The 18,836-nt window shown below is 44.2% G+C and carries 13 protein-coding genes and 4 tRNA genes; 6 read left to right on the forward strand and 11 right to left on the reverse strand.

The annotated features are described in order from the left end of the window. Positions 1-129 precede the first annotated feature (129 nt). The 4 genes from ubiG to yfaE all read left to right on the forward strand — a co-directional run bounded on the left by ubiG (position 130) and on the right by yfaE (position 5,117). Complete coding sequence (ubiG, locus tag R2S67_RS07935; protein WP_031780424.1) at positions 130-837, forward strand: bifunctional 2-polyprenyl-6-hydroxyphenol methylase/3-demethylubiquinol 3-O-methyltransferase UbiG; 708 nt, start codon at positions 130-132, stop codon at positions 835-837. Between the two features lie 501 nt (positions 838-1,338). Further along, positions 1,339-3,621 carry a class 1a ribonucleoside-diphosphate reductase subunit alpha gene (nrdA, locus tag R2S67_RS07940; protein ID WP_317343118.1) on the forward strand — a complete coding sequence of 761 codons (2,283 nt, stop codon included), beginning with the start codon at positions 1,339-1,341 and terminating at the stop codon, positions 3,619-3,621. Positions 3,622-3,702: 81 nt separating this feature from the next. Continuing rightward, entirely contained in the window at positions 3,703-4,836 is a 1,134-nt protein-coding gene (gene nrdB / locus R2S67_RS07945) for a class Ia ribonucleoside-diphosphate reductase subunit beta (RefSeq protein WP_005376818.1), read from the forward strand. Next, complete coding sequence (gene yfaE, locus R2S67_RS07950; RefSeq protein WP_005376817.1) at positions 4,836-5,117, forward strand: class I ribonucleotide reductase maintenance protein YfaE; 282 nt, start codon at positions 4,836-4,838, stop codon at positions 5,115-5,117. Before nrdB ends, yfaE begins: the two co-directional genes overlap by 1 nt. A gap of 95 nt (positions 5,118-5,212) precedes the next feature. Here yfaE and R2S67_RS07955 read toward each other — a convergent pair whose 3' ends face one another. Then, positions 5,213-6,445: a CinA family nicotinamide mononucleotide deamidase-related protein gene (locus R2S67_RS07955; protein WP_074191531.1), complete on the reverse strand. Its 1,233-nt coding sequence runs from the start codon at positions 6,443-6,445 to the stop codon at positions 5,213-5,215. Positions 6,446-6,638: 193 nt separating this feature from the next. Between R2S67_RS07955 and R2S67_RS07960 the strand changes: the two genes are divergently transcribed. Both R2S67_RS07960 and R2S67_RS07965 read left to right on the forward strand, forming a co-directional pair. Further along, positions 6,639-7,541 (forward strand): DUF3943 domain-containing protein, encoded by a 903-nt coding sequence (locus tag R2S67_RS07960; protein ID WP_074191814.1) that lies wholly within the window; start codon positions 6,639-6,641, stop codon positions 7,539-7,541. Positions 7,542-7,767: 226 nt separating this feature from the next. Then, the gene (locus tag R2S67_RS07965; protein WP_005394795.1) at positions 7,768-8,280 is read left to right on the forward strand and encodes a glycine cleavage system protein R; all 513 of its coding nucleotides are present in this window, start codon (positions 7,768-7,770) and stop codon (positions 8,278-8,280) included. 78 nt (positions 8,281-8,358) lie between these two features. On the opposite strand, the gene nspC is transcribed toward R2S67_RS07965, so the two are convergent. The 10 genes from nspC to uvrY all read right to left on the reverse strand — a co-directional run bounded on the left by nspC (position 8,359) and on the right by uvrY (position 18,632). Beyond that, entirely contained in the window at positions 8,359-9,492 is a 1,134-nt protein-coding gene (nspC, locus tag R2S67_RS07970; RefSeq protein WP_005394797.1) for a carboxynorspermidine decarboxylase, read from the reverse strand. A gap of 103 nt (positions 9,493-9,595) precedes the next feature. Then, positions 9,596-10,840 carry a carboxynorspermidine synthase gene (locus R2S67_RS07975; RefSeq protein ID WP_317343120.1) on the reverse strand — a complete coding sequence of 415 codons (1,245 nt, stop codon included), beginning with the start codon at positions 10,838-10,840 and terminating at the stop codon, positions 9,596-9,598. Between the two features lie 18 nt (positions 10,841-10,858). Continuing rightward, positions 10,859-13,735 (reverse strand): pyridoxal phosphate-dependent class III aminotransferase, encoded by a 2,877-nt coding sequence (locus R2S67_RS07980; RefSeq protein ID WP_317343122.1) that lies wholly within the window; start codon positions 13,733-13,735, stop codon positions 10,859-10,861. Positions 13,736-14,646: 911 nt separating this feature from the next. Further along, a tRNA-Gly gene (locus R2S67_RS07985) sits at positions 14,647-14,722 on the reverse strand. Between the two features lie 13 nt (positions 14,723-14,735). Beyond that, positions 14,736-14,822, reverse strand: a tRNA-Leu gene (locus R2S67_RS07990). Between the two features lie 77 nt (positions 14,823-14,899). Next, positions 14,900-14,975: transfer RNA gene (locus R2S67_RS07995), tRNA-Gly, on the reverse strand. A 37-nt stretch (positions 14,976-15,012) separates the two neighbouring features. Continuing rightward, positions 15,013-15,086, reverse strand: a tRNA-Cys gene (locus R2S67_RS08000). 463 nt (positions 15,087-15,549) lie between these two features. Further along, a complete protein-coding gene (gene pgsA, locus R2S67_RS08005) occupies positions 15,550-16,107 on the reverse strand; it encodes a CDP-diacylglycerol--glycerol-3-phosphate 3-phosphatidyltransferase (RefSeq protein ID WP_005394805.1) in 558 nt (185 codons plus the stop codon). Positions 16,108-16,153: 46 nt separating this feature from the next. Next, positions 16,154-17,986, reverse strand: a complete 1,833-nt coding sequence (gene uvrC / locus R2S67_RS08010; RefSeq protein ID WP_317343125.1) for an excinuclease ABC subunit UvrC — start codon at positions 17,984-17,986, stop codon at positions 16,154-16,156. Position 17,987: 1 nt separating this feature from the next. Next, positions 17,988-18,632 carry a UvrY/SirA/GacA family response regulator transcription factor gene (gene uvrY, locus R2S67_RS08015; RefSeq protein WP_005386783.1) on the reverse strand — a complete coding sequence of 215 codons (645 nt, stop codon included), beginning with the start codon at positions 18,630-18,632 and terminating at the stop codon, positions 17,988-17,990. Positions 18,633-18,836: the final 204 nt, after the last annotated feature.

Below are 18,836 nucleotides of genomic sequence, written 5' to 3' on the forward strand. Positions count from 1 at the left end.
CCTGTTGTTGCCGCGCCAGTGAGCTCTGTCATGTCCCTTCACTAAGCACATCGAGGTTGTTTGGTTATAAAACGTTGGAGTATACTGACGTCCTCTAAAGGACTCAGATTGAATGCAATAAAACCAATTATGACTAAAGCACAAAACGTCGACCCAAGTGAAATTAAGAAATTCGAGGACATGGCTTCTCGATGGTGGGATTTAGAAGGCGAGTTTAAGCCGCTTCACCAAATTAACCCACTTCGTTTGAACTATGTACTTGAAAAAGCAAATGGCTTGTTTGGCAAGCGTGCACTTGATGTCGGCTGTGGTGGTGGCATTCTTGCTGAAAGCATGGCGAAAGAAGGCGCTATTGTTACTGGACTTGATATGGGCAAAGAACCTTTAGAAGTCGCACGACTACATGCATTAGAAACAGGTACTCAACTGACCTACATTCAGAGCACAATAGAAGACCACGCGATAGAAAACGCAGGGACTTACGATGTCGTGACTTGTATGGAGATGCTTGAACACGTTCCAGATCCTCTCTCCGTTATCCGCTCTTGTGCTGCGCTAGTAAAACCTGGTGGTCACGTGTTTTTCTCAACCTTGAACCGCAACATCAAGTCATACTTGTTTGCTATTGTCGGTGCAGAGAAGCTTCTTAAGATTGTTCCTGAGGGGACTCACGAGCACGAGAAGTTTATCAAGCCTGCCGAAATGATGAAGATGATAGACCAAACAGACCTAACAGAAATGGGCATTACAGGCCTGCATTACAACCCTCTTAATGACAGTTACAAACTCGGCCGTAATGTAGATGTAAACTACATCGTTCATACTAAAAAATACTGAACGCCGTTATGTTAAAAAATGCGTTTTGTGATTGACATTTTTTGTAGAAAATGAATCGAAAGCGGTAGCACAAAGTTGCCGCTTTTTTTGTCTTTTTATGCCTAAAATTCGTGCTCTAGATTCCATTTTAACCAACCTATTTTTCGTAGATAAAAACGGCCAAAGATCAAGGAAAATATTTTTGCATGCGGTTATTTCTAAACCGATCTCAAAACCGTGCTTTTAACCATTCAAGTCTGCCCTTTTCTCATCGGTTAGTGTTCACTTACTGATTTTTTTCATTTTGTCAGTTATCCACAAGTCATCCCCGATCTGTACCTTGATAAATCAGTGTAATAGCACTATCTTGTAACCCGCAAACAAATGAACCCCTATATGTTGTGTTTAAGCGACAATATATAGATAGACTTTGATCACAAAGCCGCCGCAAGCTTTACTCATATTGCACATAAACAAACAAAAATACGGCTTTTATCAGTTTTCTTAGGGAAATAAAGCAGAATGAACCAACAACTTACCGTCACCAAGCGTGATGGCCGTAAAGAAAGTATCGATCTGGATAAAATCCACCGCGTTATCACTTGGGCTGCAGAAGGTCTAGATAATGTTTCGGTTTCTCAAGTAGAACTTCGCGCTCACATCCAGTTTTACGACGGCATCACAACGACAGATATTCACGAGACAATCATCAAGTCTGCGGCAGACCTGATCTCTGAAGAGACTCCGGATTACCAATACCTAGCTGCTCGCCTAGCGGTATTCCATCTGCGTAAAAAAGCGTATGGCCAATACGAGCCACCAACGCTTTATGATCACGTGTCTCGCCTCGTCGATATGGGTAAGTACGATCAACATATTCTAGAAGACTACACAAAAACAGAACTCGACGAACTTGATGCGTACATCGACCATAAACGCGACCTAAACTTCTCATACGCGGCAGTTAAGCAGCTAGAGGGCAAGTACTTCGTACAAAACCGTGTAACGGGCCAAATTTACGAAAGTGCTCAGTTCTTATACATCCTTGTAGCAGCGTGCCTATTTGCAAAATATCCAAAAGCAACGCGTCTTGATTACATCAAACGTTTCTACGATGCGACATCGACATTTAAGATTTCTCTACCTACGCCAATTATGTCTGGCGTGCGAACCCCTACTCGCCAGTTCAGCTCATGTGTTCTGATTGAGTGTGGCGACAGTCTTGATTCTATCAACGCAACAGCAAGCTCGATTGTTCGTTACGTATCTCAGCGCGCTGGTATTGGTATCAACGCTGGTCGTATCCGTGCATTAGGTTCAGAGATTCGCGGTGGTGAAGCATTCCACACTGGCTGTATCCCGTTCTACAAATACTTCCAAACCGCAGTAAAATGTTGTTCGCAAGGTGGTGTTCGTGGTGGCGCAGCGACTGTATTCTACCCAATGTGGCACGGCGAAGCTCGCTCTCTAATGGTGCTTAAAAACAACCGTGGTGTTGAAGAGAACCGTGTTCGTCACATGGACTACGGTGTTCAGTTAAACAAACTGATGTACCAACGTTTAGTTGAGGGTGGCAACATCACACTATTCTCACCTTCAGACGTACCGGGTCTATACGACGCATTCTTCGAAAACCAAGAAGAGTTTGAGCGTCTATACGTGAAGTACGAGAACGATCCTTCAATCAAGAAAGAAACGGTTAAAGCGATTGAAATGTTCACTCTGCTAATGCAAGAGCGTGCATCAACAGGTCGTATCTACATTCAGAACGTGGACCACTGTAATACTCACAGCCCATTTGATTCTGAAGTAGCGCCAGTTCGTCAATCGAACCTATGTCTAGAAATCGCACTGCCAACGAAGCCATTAACTAACGTTGAAGATGACTCGGGCGAGATCGCACTATGTACGCTTTCTGCCTTCAACCTTGGTGCTATCAAGTCTCTAGATGATTTCGAAGAGCTATCTGATCTTGTTGTTCGTGCGCTAGATGCACTGCTTGATTATCAAGATTACCCTCTACCAGCGGCATACAAATCGACGATGAACCGTCGTACGCTAGGTGTTGGTGTGATCAACTTCGCTTATTACTTAGCGAAACATGGCGTGAAATACTCTGACGGTAGCGCAAATGGCCTGACTCACCGTACGTTCGAAGCAATGCAGTACTACCTACTAAAAGCATCGGTAGAACTGGCGAAAGAGCAAGGCAAGTGCCCTTCATTCGACGAAACGAACTACGCGAAAGGCTTACTGCCGATTGATACGTACAAGAAAGATATCGACCTAATTTGTGACGAAGCGCTGCACTACGACTGGGACAGCCTACGTAAAGAAATTATGGAGCACGGCCTACGTAACTCAACACTGACTGCGCTAATGCCTTCTGAGACCTCTTCTCAGATTTCAAACGCAACTAACGGTATTGAGCCACCACGTGGTTATGTTTCAGTAAAAGCTTCGAAAGACGGTATTCTGAAGCAAGTTGTACCTGAGTTCACTGAACTTAAAGACAACTATGAACTGCTTTGGAACATCGGTTCGAACGACGGTTACCTACATCTTGTGGGTATTATGCAGAAGTTTGTTGACCAAGCTATCTCTGCTAATACTAACTACGATCCGTCACGCTACGAGACTGGCAAGGTACCAATGAAGAAACTACTTCAAGACCTGCTAACAGCGTACAAGTTTGGTGTGAAAACGCTTTACTACCATAACACTCGTGATGGCGCAAAAGATGAACAGAAAGACGCTGTTCAACCACAAGATGACGATTGTGCTGGCGGCGGTTGTAAGATTTAATCTACCCGCACCCAACACTCCGTAAAGACAGACTATCGATAACCTCCCCTTATGGGGAGGTTTAAAAGGAATTGAGGCATTATGGCTTACAGTACTTTTAACCAAAAAAAGAATGACCAGTTGAAGGAACCAATGTTCCTAGGTCAATCAGTAAACGTTGCACGCTACGACCAACAAAAGTTTGAGATTTTCGAAAAGCTTATCGAGAAACAACTTTCTTTCTTCTGGCGTCCAGAAGAAGTAGACGTATCTAGCGACCGTATCGATTACAACAAACTGCCAGATCACGAGAAGCACATCTTCATCTCTAACTTGAAGTACCAAACGCTTCTAGACTCTATCCAAGGTCGTAGCCCTAACGTGGCACTGCTGCCGCTTGTATCTCTGCCGGAACTAGAGACTTGGATTGAGACTTGGTCTTTCTCTGAAACGATTCACTCTCGTTCTTACACGCACATTATTCGTAACATCGTGAACGACCCTGCTGTGGTATTTGATGATATCGTTGAGAACGAGCACATCCTGAAGCGTGCAAAAGACATCGCGCACTACTACGACGATTTGATTCAAGCGACGAATGATTACCATCGCTACGGTGAAGGTGAGCATGTCCTTAACGGTGAAACGGTTAAGGTTAGTCTGTACGACCTTAAGAAGAAACTGTACATCTGTCTGATGTCTGTGAACGCTCTAGAAGCGATTCGTTTTTACGTAAGTTTCGCATGTTCTTTCGCTTTCGCAGAACGCGAACTAATGGAAGGTAACGCGAAAATCATCAAACTGATTGCACGTGATGAAGCGCTTCACCTGAACGGTACGCAACACATGATCAACCTGCTACGTAACGGTCAGGATGATTTCACTTTCATGCAAATCGCAGAAGAAGCAAAACAAGACTGTTTTGACCTATTCAAAGAAGCGGCTGAGCAAGAAAAAGAGTGGGCAGAGTATCTATTCAAAGATGGCTCGATGATCGGTCTAAACAAAGACATCCTAAGCCAATATGTTGAATACATCACCAACATCCGTATGCAAGCAGTAGGTCTACCTGCAGCTTATCCAGAGGCAACAACCAACCCAATCCCATGGATTAACGCTTGGTTGTCTTCAGATAATGTTCAAGTTGCGCCTCAAGAAGCGGAAATTTCTTCTTACCTTGTGGGTCAAATTGACAATGAAGTTCGCGCAGACGACTTCGAAGGATTCGAGCTGTAATGGCAACACTCAAAATCAACAAACTCATCAGTATTGAATCCAACCCTTCCAATACAATTTTGGAAACAATGGAGCAAGCTGGCTTATTACCAGAATACAACTGTCGTGATGGGCACTGTGGCGCTTGTCGCTGCAAGTTGGAATCTGGTGAAGTGGAGTATGTTGGTTTTGCCATGGCTTACACGCAAAGTGATGAGATATTACCTTGTATCTGTAAAGCAAAATCGGATTTGTCACTCAGTGGCGTTAACTACGCGATGAAAGAAAAGCAGCGCGCATAACGTGACTCGACGGTATAAAACGCAAAAGCCAAGGTRATYACCTTGGCTTTTTTGTATCTACGTGTTTTATCTCTCAGGCTGTTATAGGTCTCTGGTTATAAAGCACTACCTGGGAGATGCATCTCTTTAACTTTCTCTAAAAATGCATAATGTGCAAACATCGGTTTACGTTCTAGGTAACGACGCAACAAGTCTAGTGCTGCCGTGCTGATCACTTTAACTTGATCATTGCGCGGATACTTTTTCGAGAGTTTATATAACGCTCCCCACTCGCCTGACGGTGTCGATAAAGCGACGGAAAAAACACCCTCTTCAATATCGCCAGTGACGAGTGATAAATCCGTCCCACACTTCTCTCGCGTCGCTCCTGCCAGAGCAAACGTTTCTGCTAATGGGTCTCCGCTGTTGCTCATCGCTTGAGTCTGGCTTGGTAGTACCCAACCATGTCCAAGTTGCCTTTCAGCGTTTTCATCACTATTTAACCAATAAGTTAAGTATCCCCCGCTGCTTTTTTCGGAGATAGACACCGTTAGTCCTTTATCGACCAACAACTGGCCGACATTTTCAACCATAGGTAAATCAATACTAACGGTATTGCTTTCAAGATGCTTATTGATCATCTGTACCAACTTCAAACGCTGTTCAAGCTGGTCAGAAGGGCCAAAGAGTTTCACTTCAATAAAAGGTAAGTAAGAGCGATAACCAAGCTCATACCCTTGAGGAAGTTTTAGCTGATCAAGCTTGTCCGAGATGCCGGATTCGGAAAGGCCAAACGTATAGATTCGACTACAACATGAACCTTGCACCTCTGGAAAAGCTCTTCTCAGATCAGGCAAAATTTGCGTCTCTGCCATAAGCTTAAATTCACTTGGCACACCCGGCGTAAAATAAAAAATGGCATCATTAATCAGCATCTTGAAACCACAGGCCGTGCCTATCGGGTTGTCCAGAATCTCAGCCGTTTCTGGTAGCATGGCTTGTTTTAAATTACTGTCTGGCATTGGGATGCCACGTCGAGCATACAAACTTTCTAGATGCTGCAACCACTCTTTGAAAAGCACGAGTTTACACTCAGCAGCTCTCGCGGCAGCCGCCGCACTCATATCATCGGTTGTTGGCCCTAAACCACCATTCACGATCACCACGTCATTGTTGAAGCTCAACATTAAAAACTCTTCAACCAAGCTCGACAGGCTATCACCAACCGTTGAACGCTTTGTTAAGCCAAATCCATGTTGATAAAACAGGCTAGACAACCATGCCGCATTAGTATCAACAATATCACCGTGGAGCACTTCCTCACCGGTACTAAGCATTGCTATTTTCACAACTGACTCCTGAACATAAGCACAATCCTATTATTCGTTATAGTGCTTATTTTTCTTTTTATTTGGACGAATCTCGACGAGATATATTGGGACTAAATAAGGATCAAGTATTTAAATGGTTGATGTTTTGAGGGATAATTGCGAGCCCGATCATCACACCATCAACTCGGAGACCTTTGTGTCAAAATCATCCATGTTCAAGAAAACTCTAACTGGCCTTTGCTTGACTTCGTCAGCGCTTGCGCAAGCAAGTCAGTACGATATGACCAGTCATACGGAGTTTTCTTACACACCTGATTGCTTGTCAGGTTACTGCGAAACGACGACTCTGTACACCTTCGAGTCTCAAAATCGCGGTCTTATGTTTGAACAGAATAATGATGATTCATTAAATCTTGATGCAGGGCTTCAGCCTAAACATCTCATTATCCCTCAAGATAAAGACTGGGATTACCTCATGGGTCAAACCTACACCATTCTTGGCCTGAGTATCGCAACCGTTGGTATGATGACTTTCCTTCCAGAAAGCATCACTAAGTGGGACGAAGAAGACCGAGACATGAGTAAGCTGGGTCAAAAATGGAAAGATAATGTCTCTGACGGGCCTGTTTGGGATCGTGATGAACATGTCCTCAACTACATCATGCATCCTTATTTTGGCGGCGTTTACTACACAGCCGCACGCCACGCTGGCTATAACGAGTTTCAGTCATTCTTGTACTCCGCAACCATGTCAACGTTCTTTTGGGAGTACGGAGTAGAGGCATTTGCAGAAGTGCCATCTTGGCAGGATATTTTTATCACACCATTCTTTGGTGCTGTGGTTGGCGAAATGATGCTCACTGCTGAGCAAGATATTGTAGCAAACGGCGGCGAAGTCATGGGCTCTGAAACCGTCGGTGATGTATCACTCTTCTTCCTAAACCCTGTTGGGCATATCCATTATTGGGTAACCGATGCATGGGGCGGTAGTGCAGAGCTACAATTTAATTCATCACCTTGGTTTGGTAATCAAGACGTCGCAAAATTCGCAATGGACGCAGGCGCCAACTACGACAGCCAATTTTACGGTGTCGAACTAAAAGTAACATTTTAGCCTTGACTTGAGTTGATACTCAGTAGAAAAGCAGCCTTATGATGGCTGCTTTTTTGTGCCCTAAACATCGTTTTAATTATTTGCTTCACGAATTAGTGTCAAAAATTGACTTTCATCAAACATAACCCTCTCCTAGCACCTACACTAAATAAAAGGATTTATTCCAATAACTTAAGTAGCACGTTTATTCGTACTGCGTCCAAACCTTATTCCAGGAGGGGACATTATGAACACCGTATTTATTGTTAATTTTGTCGGACAAGCGTCACCCGCAACTATCAAAGAGCTTGCAGCAATTACTCATGAAAATGGCGGTAAATGGCTGATAAGCAAAGTAAACTTTATCGAAGATCAAGTTGCTGGTGTCATCAAAGTAGAGCTTCCAAGAGAAAATGCCGACATCGTTAAAGAGGCGTTCTCTTCATGTCAAACTCTTGTGGTTAGGTTCGTTGACTCAGATCCTCACTCGCATCGTGAAGACACCATCTTTCAGCTTCGCTTAGATGCCAACGATAGAGCAGGTATTGTGAATGAAATTACTCACGTTCTCGATAATCAAGGCATTTCAATTCTAGATATGGATTGCCAACGCGTATTCATTGCAGGCGGCGGTGGGGTAAGCTCCAGCTTATTCAGCGCAAAAATGGCGATTAAACTGCCTAGCGAGCTAGAGATTGAGGACGTGGCTAATGAGTTAGAATCTCTGAGTGAAGACACTCGTGTAATTGTAGAAAGCTAACTGCATACCTTTAACGCTTCCCCAATAAAAAAGAGCAGCAATTCAGCTGCTCTTTGTCGTTCTAATACTCGATACGTTTTATTTCACTGACCACTGAGACAGTGAACGTTTGAAATCAGAGTAGTCAAATTCATTCAGTTTTTGAATGTCACCATTCGAGCGTTCACAGTAAACCGAAGGCATACGTAGACCGTTAAACCAGTTCAGTTTCACCATGGTGTAACCTGCACTATCTAGAATGTGCAGACGCTGTCCGATCTCGAGAGGCTGTTCGAAGTTCGCCACGCAAAACTGGTCACCAGCTAAACAAGAGCACGATCCAATCACGTATTCATGTTCACCGTTTTCAGATGCTTCAAGAATGGACGCTGGCTCGTTGTAGATAAGCGTATCCAAACGGTGAGCTTCTGTTGCTGAATCGACAATCGCCGTCTTCTTCACGTTCTCCACAATATCAACCACTGTTACAACAAGATCGGTTGTCTTAGTGATGATCGCTTCACCCGGCTCTAGATACATTTGTACGCCGTGTTTCTCTGAGAATGCTTTAAGCGCTAAACCCAACTTCTCGATGTCGTACCCCGGCCATGTGAAGAAAACGCCGCCACCCATGCTTACCCAGTCCAGCTTATCTAGGTACTCGCCAAACTGCTCTGAAATAGCATCGAGTAAGCCGATAAACGCATCCACGTCTTTGTTCTCACAGTTCATGTGGAACATTACGCCATCAATACCATCAAAAATTTCCGGTTTGATGTGATCAGCCTGAACACCAAGACGAGAGAATTGACGAGCTGGGTTTGCTAAGTCTTGCCCTGCGTAGCTCACACCTGGGTTTAGTCGCAAGCCAATCGATGCTTTACCTTCGACAATATGACGATAAGCCGCTAGCTGTGACTGAGAGTTAAAGATCATCTTGTCACAGATGTCCGCCACGTCGCGAACGTCATCTTCGCTGTAACCCACACTGTATGCGTGTGTCTCACCACCGAACGTTTCGTAGCCAAGCTTCACTTCAAACGGGCCAGAACTTGTTGTTCCGTCTAGGTAAGGCTTGATGATGTCGAATACACCCCATGTTGAGAAGCACTTCAGTGCTAATACAAGCTTCACACCAGAGATGTCTTTTAGCTGTTTTGCTTTCTCTAGGTTCTCAATCAGCTTGTCTTCATTGATCATGAAGTATGGCGTTTTTAGTTCGTTTTGTTGCATTTTGATACCTTACGTCCCTTCGCCTTAGCAAAGGCACTATAAAATCGAACAAAGCCGACGCAAGTGCATCGGCTTAAACGTACAAATAGGAGTCGCTAAATTCTTACTTCAATTTATGGATAACAGGTTGTCCTGGCTCCAGTTCTTGAACATGCCAATCTAGACCAATCGATGGCATGGTTTCTAGGAATGGGTCTGGATCTAGCTGCTCCATGTTGAACACGCCTTTGTCTGCCCACTTACCACGGAAAAACTGCAAAGCCGCGGTGATCGCAGGTACGCCAGTGGTGTATGAGATCGCTTGGTGTTCAACATCTTCGTATGCAACTTCGTGATCTGCGTTGTTGTAGATGAACACACTACGCTCTTTACCGTCTTTTTTACCTTGAACCCAAGTACCGATACACGTTAGGCCAGTGTAACCAGGAGCTAGTGATGTTGGATCTGGCAGCAACGCTTTAAGCACGTGCAAAGGTTGAACAACCGTGCCGTCGTGAAGCGTTAGTGGATCTGGGCTGAGTAGACCGATGTCACGCATTACATTGAAGTAATTTAGGTAACGGTCACCAAAGCCCATCCAGAATTCGATACGTTTCGCCGGGATGAACTCTTGCATAGATCGAACTTCGTCGTGCGCCATTGAGTACACTTTATGTGAACCACAGTTCGGGAATTCAAACTCAAGCATACGTGAGTGACAAGGTACTTGTTTCCACTCGCCGTTTTCCCAGTAGAAGGAATCACCTTGAATCTCAAGCATGTTCGTTTCTGGGTCAAAGTTAGTTGCGAACTTCTTACCGTGGTCACCTGCGTTTACATCCATTACGTCGATAGTATCGATTTCATCGAACAGATGTTTCACCGCGTATGCAGCAAACACCGATACTACGCCCGGATCGAAACCGGCACCAAGAATACCTGTGATACCCGCCTCTTCAAACTTCTCACGGTAGCCCCACTGCCAATCGTAAGCTTGAGGTACTTGTTGGCCTTCAGAGCACAAGTCAACCGCAACAGATGTATCAAGGTATGACACTTTAGCTTTGTAACATGCTTCCATAATAGACATGTTCACCCAAGGAGGACCCGCATTGATCACTAAGTCAGGCTGCACTTCTTTAATTAAAGCAACTAAAGAATCTACGTCGTCCGCGTTTACCGCACGAGCTTCTAGTTTCTTAGTTGAATCTTTCAGATTGTTTTTCTTCTGAATCGATTCGATGATTTTCTCACACTTACCTACGGTACGTGATGCGATTGTGATATCACCCAGAACGTCGTTGTTTTGTGCTGCTTTATGTGCAACTACCCAGCCAACGCCGCCTGCACCAATCTGTAGAATTGCCATAGTTTTCCGTTACCTTTGTTAAACTAGCTCTGCCGCTAGCGTATTGATTTTTGAGAGCAAAGATTCAAAGTCCGCCGTCGTCAGACACGGGTTCAAAATCGTAAATTTAAGCGCGGTTTTATCGTCGACAATGGTTTCACCCAATACCGCGATACCGCGTGTTAACGCTTCTAAGCGCAACGTTTTGTTCAGTTCGTCAAGATCTGCTGATTCATGTGTCGCGCGGAACAGAACCGTAGATAGTGATGGTTCAGCCAACAACTCAAAGTGTTTGTTATCTCGAATCATGTCCGCAACTTCAAGCGTCTGATCAAGTAAATGATCGTACATATCGCCTAGGGCTTTTGGCCCCACGCTTTGCATCGTCATAAACACTTTTAGCGCATCAAAACGCTTAGTTGTAGCAATAGACTTATCCACCAAGTTCGGTAGTTCGTCGTGTTCGCGGTTCAAGTAGTCTGCATGATGAAGCAGGAATTTAAAGTTAGACTTGTCATTCACCAACAGCGCGCCACAACTGATGGTTTGGTAAAACAACTTGTGGAAGTCTACGCTGATGGAGTGTGCACGCTCACAACCTTTCAGACGGGCTTTTTGGCTACTTAGAATCAGAGCTCCACCGTATGCACCGTCGACGTGCATCCACATGTCATGTTTCGCTGCCATATCGGCGATAAAGTCTAGGTCATCAATAGCACCGTGATCCGTTGTGCCCGCTGTGCCGACAATTGCAAATGGGAGCAAACCTTCTGCTTTTGCCTGATTTAGAACTTCGTCTAACTTAGTGACATCCATCGTTCCATCGGCATTCGCATCGACGGCCATGACCGCTTTTTCACCCAATCCCATCCAAGACGCTGATTTTTGAACCGTGAAGTGGGTTTTTTTCGAACATACAATACGCAGCTTGTCTGCGTATTCAGGAAGGCCAAGCTTTTGAATTGAGTGTGCAMTGAGTTTGTCAGCAATCCAATCACGCGCAAGCATCAAACCCATTTGATTACTTTGCGTGCCGCCGCTCGTGAAGATACCGTCCGCTTTTTCACCTAACTCGTATTTATCGCATAGCCAGTTCACAACTTTCTGTTCAACATAAGTCGCTGATGAAGCTTGATCCCATGAGTCCATTGATTGGTTCAAAGCCGCAATCATTGCCTCTGCGGCAATAGCAGGCATCAACGGTGGAGTATGAAGGTGAGCGATACAATCTGGATGTTGAGTAAAAATCGCGTTTTTCGCGACCAACTCGGCTGCATCATCAATAACCGTTTTGAGAGGCGCATTTTTATTGTCAAGATCAACAGCATGGATCGCTGCTTCCAATGCTTTTGGATCCATACCTGAGTATGGTGCAGCAACCTGTTCAAACACTGATTTCATTGCTGTCGTAGTGTGATTCATCACCGAAGCAAACTCATTGCTGCCCAACTCTCCAGTGTGGATGAAATGCTTCTTCCATTCATCTTGTGGCTGAGTTTCGATGTGACTACCGCCGGCTGCTAAAATCGCGTCTTCAAATACACGTAAAGCAAAGTCGATTTGCTCAAACGAGATGATAAGAGGAGGAAGGAAGCGAATTACTGCACCTTCACGTCCGCCTTTCTCAACGATCAAGCCACGCTCAAGTGCTGCGCGTTGAATGGAAAGAGTGAGTTCACTATCCGCTTGAGGTTCGCCAAATTTATTGAGCTCGCCGTTTGGATTTTTAATCTCCACACCAAGCATCAAACCTTTGCCACGTACTTCTGCGATACAGTTCACGCGCTTTTGAATGCTTTCAAGACCATAGCGCAAATACTGACCCGCAATATTGGCATGCTCAACCAGATTGTCACGCTGGATGATTTCTAATGCTTTCGCACCAGAGACCATGGCTAACTGATTGCCACGAAACGTACCTGTGTGTTCGCCCGGCTTCCAAGTATCATGCTGCTTGTTGATAACCAATAGCGACATTGGTAAGCCACCGCCAATAGCTTTTGATAAACACAGGATATCTGGAACAATGCCCGACTCTTCAAATGCGAAATTGTAGCCAGTTTTACCAACACCACACTGGATCTCATCGAAGATCAGTAAGATACCGTGTTCATCACAAATACGACGTAACTCTCGCAGCCAGAATGCTGGCGCAGGAACAACACCACCCTCACCTTGCACTGGCTCAACGATGATCGCAGCAGGCTTCATAATGCCCGATTCATCATCGTTTAAAAGACGATCGATATAGCGAATGCTTGCTTTCGCACCTTCATCACCGCCAAGTCCAAATGGACAACGCAAATTGTATGGGAAAGGCATAAAGTGCACGTCTGACATTAAACCAGTTCGACGCGCTTTCGTACCTAGGTTGCCCATCATTCCCATTGTGCCGTTAGTCATACCATGATATGCGCCACGAAAAGCAAACATGGTGTTGCGACCAGTAGTCTGCTTCGCGAGCTTGATCGCGGCTTCAACTGCATCGGCTCCAGACGGACCACAAAATTGGATAACGCTGTTCTCACTTAACTCTTGAGGAAGAAAAGATTTAACAGATTGAATAAACGTCGTTTTTGCTGATGTTGCAATATCTAGCGTCTGATATGGCAGACCCGAATCTAATTGCTCTTTCAGAGCTTGGTTTATTTCAGGATGGTTATACCCCAAAGCTAGAGTGCCCGCCCCCGCAAGGCAGTCTAAAAAGATCTGTCCACGTGTATCTTCAACCAAGCAACCAAAAGCTTGTTTGATTGCGATTGGCAAGCGACGTGGATAAGAACGCACTTCAGATTCATGCTCAGCCTGATCAATCAATACTTGATCTGGCGTTAAGTCATACGTTCCCTCAACGATAGGAACCTGAGACGAAAAAATGTTTGCGATATTGCTATCGACTTCAAAGGCAGTGCTCATACTACATAATCCCTTGAATTATAATAATTCTATATCCTGTATTAATAATCATTGGAATGAAGTTACAGGAGGTGTGTATACCCCTCCGCATTTGTCAGTGCAAAATGACAAATACAGATCATCTGCCACGATATTCGTGACTTTATATGTAAAAGGGATTAATCAAGGTTCCGTAATGCACCCGTTTTGTAAAACAGGACATTTCGGCAGTATGAAGCTGATTAGTGTGTGTTTATTCAAAGGTTTCAATGTTGGGTTTCCCATTAATATGCCGCTTTTACAGCATTAGTATCCCGTCTATCGACAAAAGGCTTTGCCGATACCTACCCTACGCAGTGTCACAATCAGCTTGAATGGTCACTACGCGTATCCCCCAGAGATCAAACGTTGTTAATTACGCTCCGAGATTGCGCGCGAATTTATCACAAAATAAAATCTTCTGGCAACGATTTTTCATATTAGTAACAGTGACGCAAATCACAACAAAGTTCCCCCTAGTGATATTTGTACATTCATACTCATCTACAACGCTTTTCTTCTTTTCTCAAATACCTGTTATTTAAACAAATATCCTTACAATATCAGCGCCATGAACCAAAACGGTTTATGAACATACCACTCTTTAATCGTAGAACATTATTTTCAGTATCCAAGGCATTTAACAGAGCTAGTATTTACGTTACTGCTCAGCCTAAATCGATGAGTCTTTATTCACAGAACTTTGATTGACTAAACTTAAACTAGTCGGATAGGTATGGCCATGAAGTGACGTTGCTATGGCTAAAATTAACAAGGAGTTAAGTTAGTAAGCTGAAGGAGCTCAGTGCTTAAAGAAATACATCGCGAAGAAGAAATTTAAGATTTTAAGAAATACAAAAAAGGCCCAGCATTTTGATGCTGGGCCTTAAACCTGGAGCGACACACGAGGTTCGAACTCGTGACCTCAACCTTGGCAAGGTTGCGCTCTACCAACTGAGCTAGTGTCGCGTTTAATATGAGATGGTGCCCCGGGCCGGACTTGAACCGGCACAACGCGAACGTCGAGGGATTTTAAATCCCTTGTGTCTACCAATTCCACCACCAGGGCACACAAATATTCTTTGTGATGCCTTTACAGAAAAGTAAAACACCATCTGATACCGCCAACGCCATATCAATAAAATTTGGAGCGACACACGAGGTTCGAACTCGTGACCTCAACCTTGGCAAGGTTGCGCTCTACCAACTGAGCTAGTGTCGCATTTATTCTCGAAAGCCATTCACTCTCAAAAGAATAATGGAGGCGCCTCCCGGAGTCGAACCGAGGTCCACGGATTTGCAATCCGCTGCATAGCCACTCTGCCAAGGCGCCTCATTTGTGAATAAAGCTAAGCTTTTTCACCACCCTTTTGAGCTGCGCTCTCTTGGGTACGGGATGCATTCTACGGATTCGAGCGATCGAGTCAATACTATTTTTATTTTTTTAAATCGTTTGACTAGAATTTGTGCGAAAGACGGTAGATTGCTTAGTTTTAATACTAAAAATCGCTTAAATACACTTGTTTATCATAAAACTTTGGCTACGCCTTACACTGATGGCCGTGCGTTACGTGTATTGAAGCGTTAATAATCAGGAGGCTCGCTTCTCTGAGACTCTCCAAGGGCGAAAACAAGACTTAGATCACATATGGAACTCTATCGAAGCAAAAGCCCCAGATACAAATTTCAAGCATGACCGTTAGCAAGCATTGAAAAACGTGAGAAGCAAAGAAATGCTGTAGATTATCTTAGATACAAAAAAGCAGGCTATTAAGCCTGCTTTCTAATATCAGAATTTAATGATGCTCTTCATTCAACAGATCGTCTTTCGCAGCTGCTAAATATTGAATCATTGACCAGTACGTCAAGAAAGTTGCCACATACAATGCTGCAAAGCCTAGCCAAACCATCCATTCATCGTAACGCCATATCAACACCCATAAGGCGAACATTTGCGAAACAGTTTTTACTTTGCCAACCCAAGATACCGCAACACTGGCTCGCTTACCGATTTCAGCCATCCATTCTCGCAATGCTGAGATAATGATTTCTCGCGCGATCATCGTTACCGCAGGAATGGTCACCCAAATTGAATGGTAATGTTCCGTGATTAAAATCAATGCCGTTGCCACTAGCACTTTATCAGCAACAGGATCAATAAACGCACCAAAACGAGAAGTTTGGCCAAGTTTACGGGCCAACATACCGTCAAGCCAGTCAGTAAAACCCGCTACCCAAAACACCATTGCTGCTGCAAACGGTGCCCATGAATAAGGTAGATAAAAGACAACCACAAAAACAGGGATTAGGAACAGTCTAAGAAGAGACAGAATGTTCGGGATATTCAAACGCATTTTATTATTCTCTTACACATTGCGGCTTAATGTTGCGCGATTTTCCTTATTGTTTCAATGCTTGGAAAATAATTTCTGCTAAAGAGTGACTTATTCCCGGTACTTTGGCGATTTCTTCGACACTTGCACGTTTAAGTTCTTGTAACCCACCCATGTACTTGAGTAACGCCTGACGTCGTTTAGGGCCAATTCCCTCAATCCCTTCAAGTGCACTAGTACGTCTGGTTTTACCTCGCTTAGCACGATGCCCCGCTATAGCATGGTTATGGCTTTCATCACGAATATGTTGAATAAGGTGCAGCGCTGGAGCATCGCTTGATAAATGAAACTCGTCCCCATCGACTGTAATCAGCGTTTCTAAGCCTGGTTTGCGAGTGACCCCTTTCGCAATACCAATCATGATGGGACGCTTTGGCCAATCACCCCAATATTGCGAAATAATATCATGCGCACGATTTAACTGACCTTTACCACCATCGATAAAGATGATGTCGGGAATTTTCTCTACGTCCAATTGCTTCGAATAACGGCGCTCCAACGCTTGTCCCATTGCAGCGTAATCGTCACCACCGGTAATCCCAGTGATGTTATAGCGACGATACTCCTGCTTAACGGGGCCTTCATTATTGAACACCACACACGATGCAATCGTACTTTCCCCCATGGTATGGGAGATATCAAAACACTCCATTCGAGCAATAGACTCCAACTTCAATGTTTCGCGAAGCGCATGAAAACGCTGATTAATCGTCATCTTGTGATTGATTTTGGTGGTAATCGCCGTTAGTGCATTCGTGTTCGAAAGCTTGAGATACCTTGCTCGAGAGCCAGTTGGCGAGGTATGGAAATGAACCTTACGACCTGCCACTTCACTTAACGCTTTCTGTATTGGCGCAATATCTTCTGCCAACTCTTGATTCAAAATAATACGAGAAGGAGTCGTGCGCGCTTCGTTATGGCTCAAATAGTATTGAGTCAGAAAACTATCGAACACTTCCTGCTGGCTTGTATTTTGTGGGATTTTCGGAAAATGGCTACGGCTACCAAGCACTTTACCTTGGCGTATCATCAGGATATGAATACACGCAATACCATTCTCCTGAGCAAACCCTAGTACATCCATATCATCCATGCTGTCTTCTGAGACGTACTGCTGCTCTTGAACACGTCTAATCGCTTGGATTTGATCGCGAAATTTAGCGGCATCTTCAAAGCGCAATTGCTGACTGGCAACTTCCATTTTCTCGATCAGTTGTTTGAGTACTTGCTGGTCTTTGCCTTGCAAAAACATACGCACAAAGCTAACCAACTCTGCGTATTCTTCATCAGAAATGATGGTATCAACGCATGGCCCTGCACAACGGCCAATTTGGTACATCAAACATGGACGCGTTCGGTTGGAATAGACAGTGTCTTCACACTGGCGCACAGGAAATATCTTTTGCAGCAAATGCAATGTTTCTCTTACTGCACCAGAATCTGGGTAGGGGCCAAAATATTCACCTTTGCGCTTCTTGGCGCCACGGTGGATAGAAAGCCGTGGGTGCTTATGACCGCTAATAAAGATATAAGGGTAAGACTTATCATCTCGCAGCAAAACATTGTATTTCGGTAAATACTGCTTGATGTAGTTATGCTCTAAGATGAGCGCTTCTGTCTCAGTGTGAGTCACTGTGACGTCAATTTTGGCGATATTACTGACAAGCGCGCGAGTTTTCTCACTGTCTACTTTTTTTCGAAAGTAGCTTGAAAGGCGCTTTTTTAGGTCTTTGGCTTTACCTACATAGATGACAACAGCTTCGGCGTTGTACATTCTGTAAACGCCGGGCTGATGAGTTACTGTCTTGAGAAAGGAAGCCGAATCGAAGGGAGGATTCACGCTAAAGGGTCTCGGTGTCCAGCATTCCGTGGCGAATCGCTAAGTGAGTTAACTCAACGTCACCATTAATGTCCAATTTACTAAAGAGTCGGTAGCGATAGCTGTTGACTGTCTTTGGACTTAAATTAAGTTGCTCAGAAATATCCGTTACCTTTTGGCCTTTGGTGATCATAAGCATGATCTGCAATTCACGTTCGGATAAGTCTTTAAAAGGGTTCTCAGAGGCTGGAGAAAATTGACTCAATGCCATCTGCTGCGCAATCTCTGGTGAGATGTAACGCTGCCCACTATTAACTACACGAATCGCATTCACCATTTCATCAGGGCCAGCACCTTTGGTTAAATAACCAGACGCACCTGCCTGCATCACCTTGGTTGGAAACGGGTTTTCTGTATGAACGGTAAGTACGATGATTTTCACATCAGGATTCACGCGAAGAATTTTTTTAGTGGCTTCCAAGCCACCAATTCCTGGCATGTTCATGTCCATTAAAACGACGTCAGCATGATTACTGCGACACCATTTTACTGCATCTTCACCGCTGTCAGCTTCTCCTGCTACGTTCATTCCACGGACGTCTTCAATAATACGTCGTATCCCTGTGCGAACCAGCTCGTGATCATCTACAAGGAAAACATTTATCAAACTTGTATCTCCACACTTTGTATTGGTTCTGCACCCACATAACCATTATTTGTTAAATGTGGATATCAGTATGACTGCCTATATACTAACGTAATCGACAAAAAATTGCTTTCTATGAATATGTGCTGAAACGCAAACTTTAGCAAGAACTTATTCATAAACCACTCTATTATTTTAGAGCGTGATGAGCAGAACCGAAATCTA

Origin of the sequence: Vibrio sp. T13N, assembly GCF_032970445.1 — a bacterium.
Taxonomy (GTDB): Bacteria; Pseudomonadota; Gammaproteobacteria; order Enterobacterales; family Vibrionaceae; genus Vibrio; species Vibrio diabolicus.

Coding starts and splice junctions, on each gene's coding strand:
- nrdB (WP_005376818.1), top strand. CDS start 3,703: ATGGCTTACAGTACTTTTAACCAAAAAAAGAATGACCAGTTGAAGGAA.
- R2S67_RS07960 (WP_074191814.1), top strand. CDS start 6,639: ATGTTCAAGAAAACTCTAACTGGCCTTTGCTTGACTTCGTCAGCGCTT.
- nspC (WP_005394797.1), bottom strand. CDS start 9,492: ATGCAACAAAACGAACTAAAAACGCCATACTTCATGATCAATGAAGAC.
- R2S67_RS07975 (WP_317343120.1), bottom strand. CDS start 10,840: ATGGCAATTCTACAGATTGGTGCAGGCGGCGTTGGCTGGGTAGTTGCA.
- ubiG (WP_031780424.1), top strand. CDS start 130: ATGACTAAAGCACAAAACGTCGACCCAAGTGAAATTAAGAAATTCGAG.
- yfaE (WP_005376817.1), top strand. CDS start 4,836: ATGGCAACACTCAAAATCAACAAACTCATCAGTATTGAATCCAACCCT.
- pgsA (WP_005394805.1), bottom strand. CDS start 16,107: ATGCGTTTGAATATCCCGAACATTCTGTCTCTTCTTAGACTGTTCCTA.
- R2S67_RS07965 (WP_005394795.1), top strand. CDS start 7,768: ATGAACACCGTATTTATTGTTAATTTTGTCGGACAAGCGTCACCCGCA.
- nrdA (WP_317343118.1), top strand. CDS start 1,339: ATGAACCAACAACTTACCGTCACCAAGCGTGATGGCCGTAAAGAAAGT.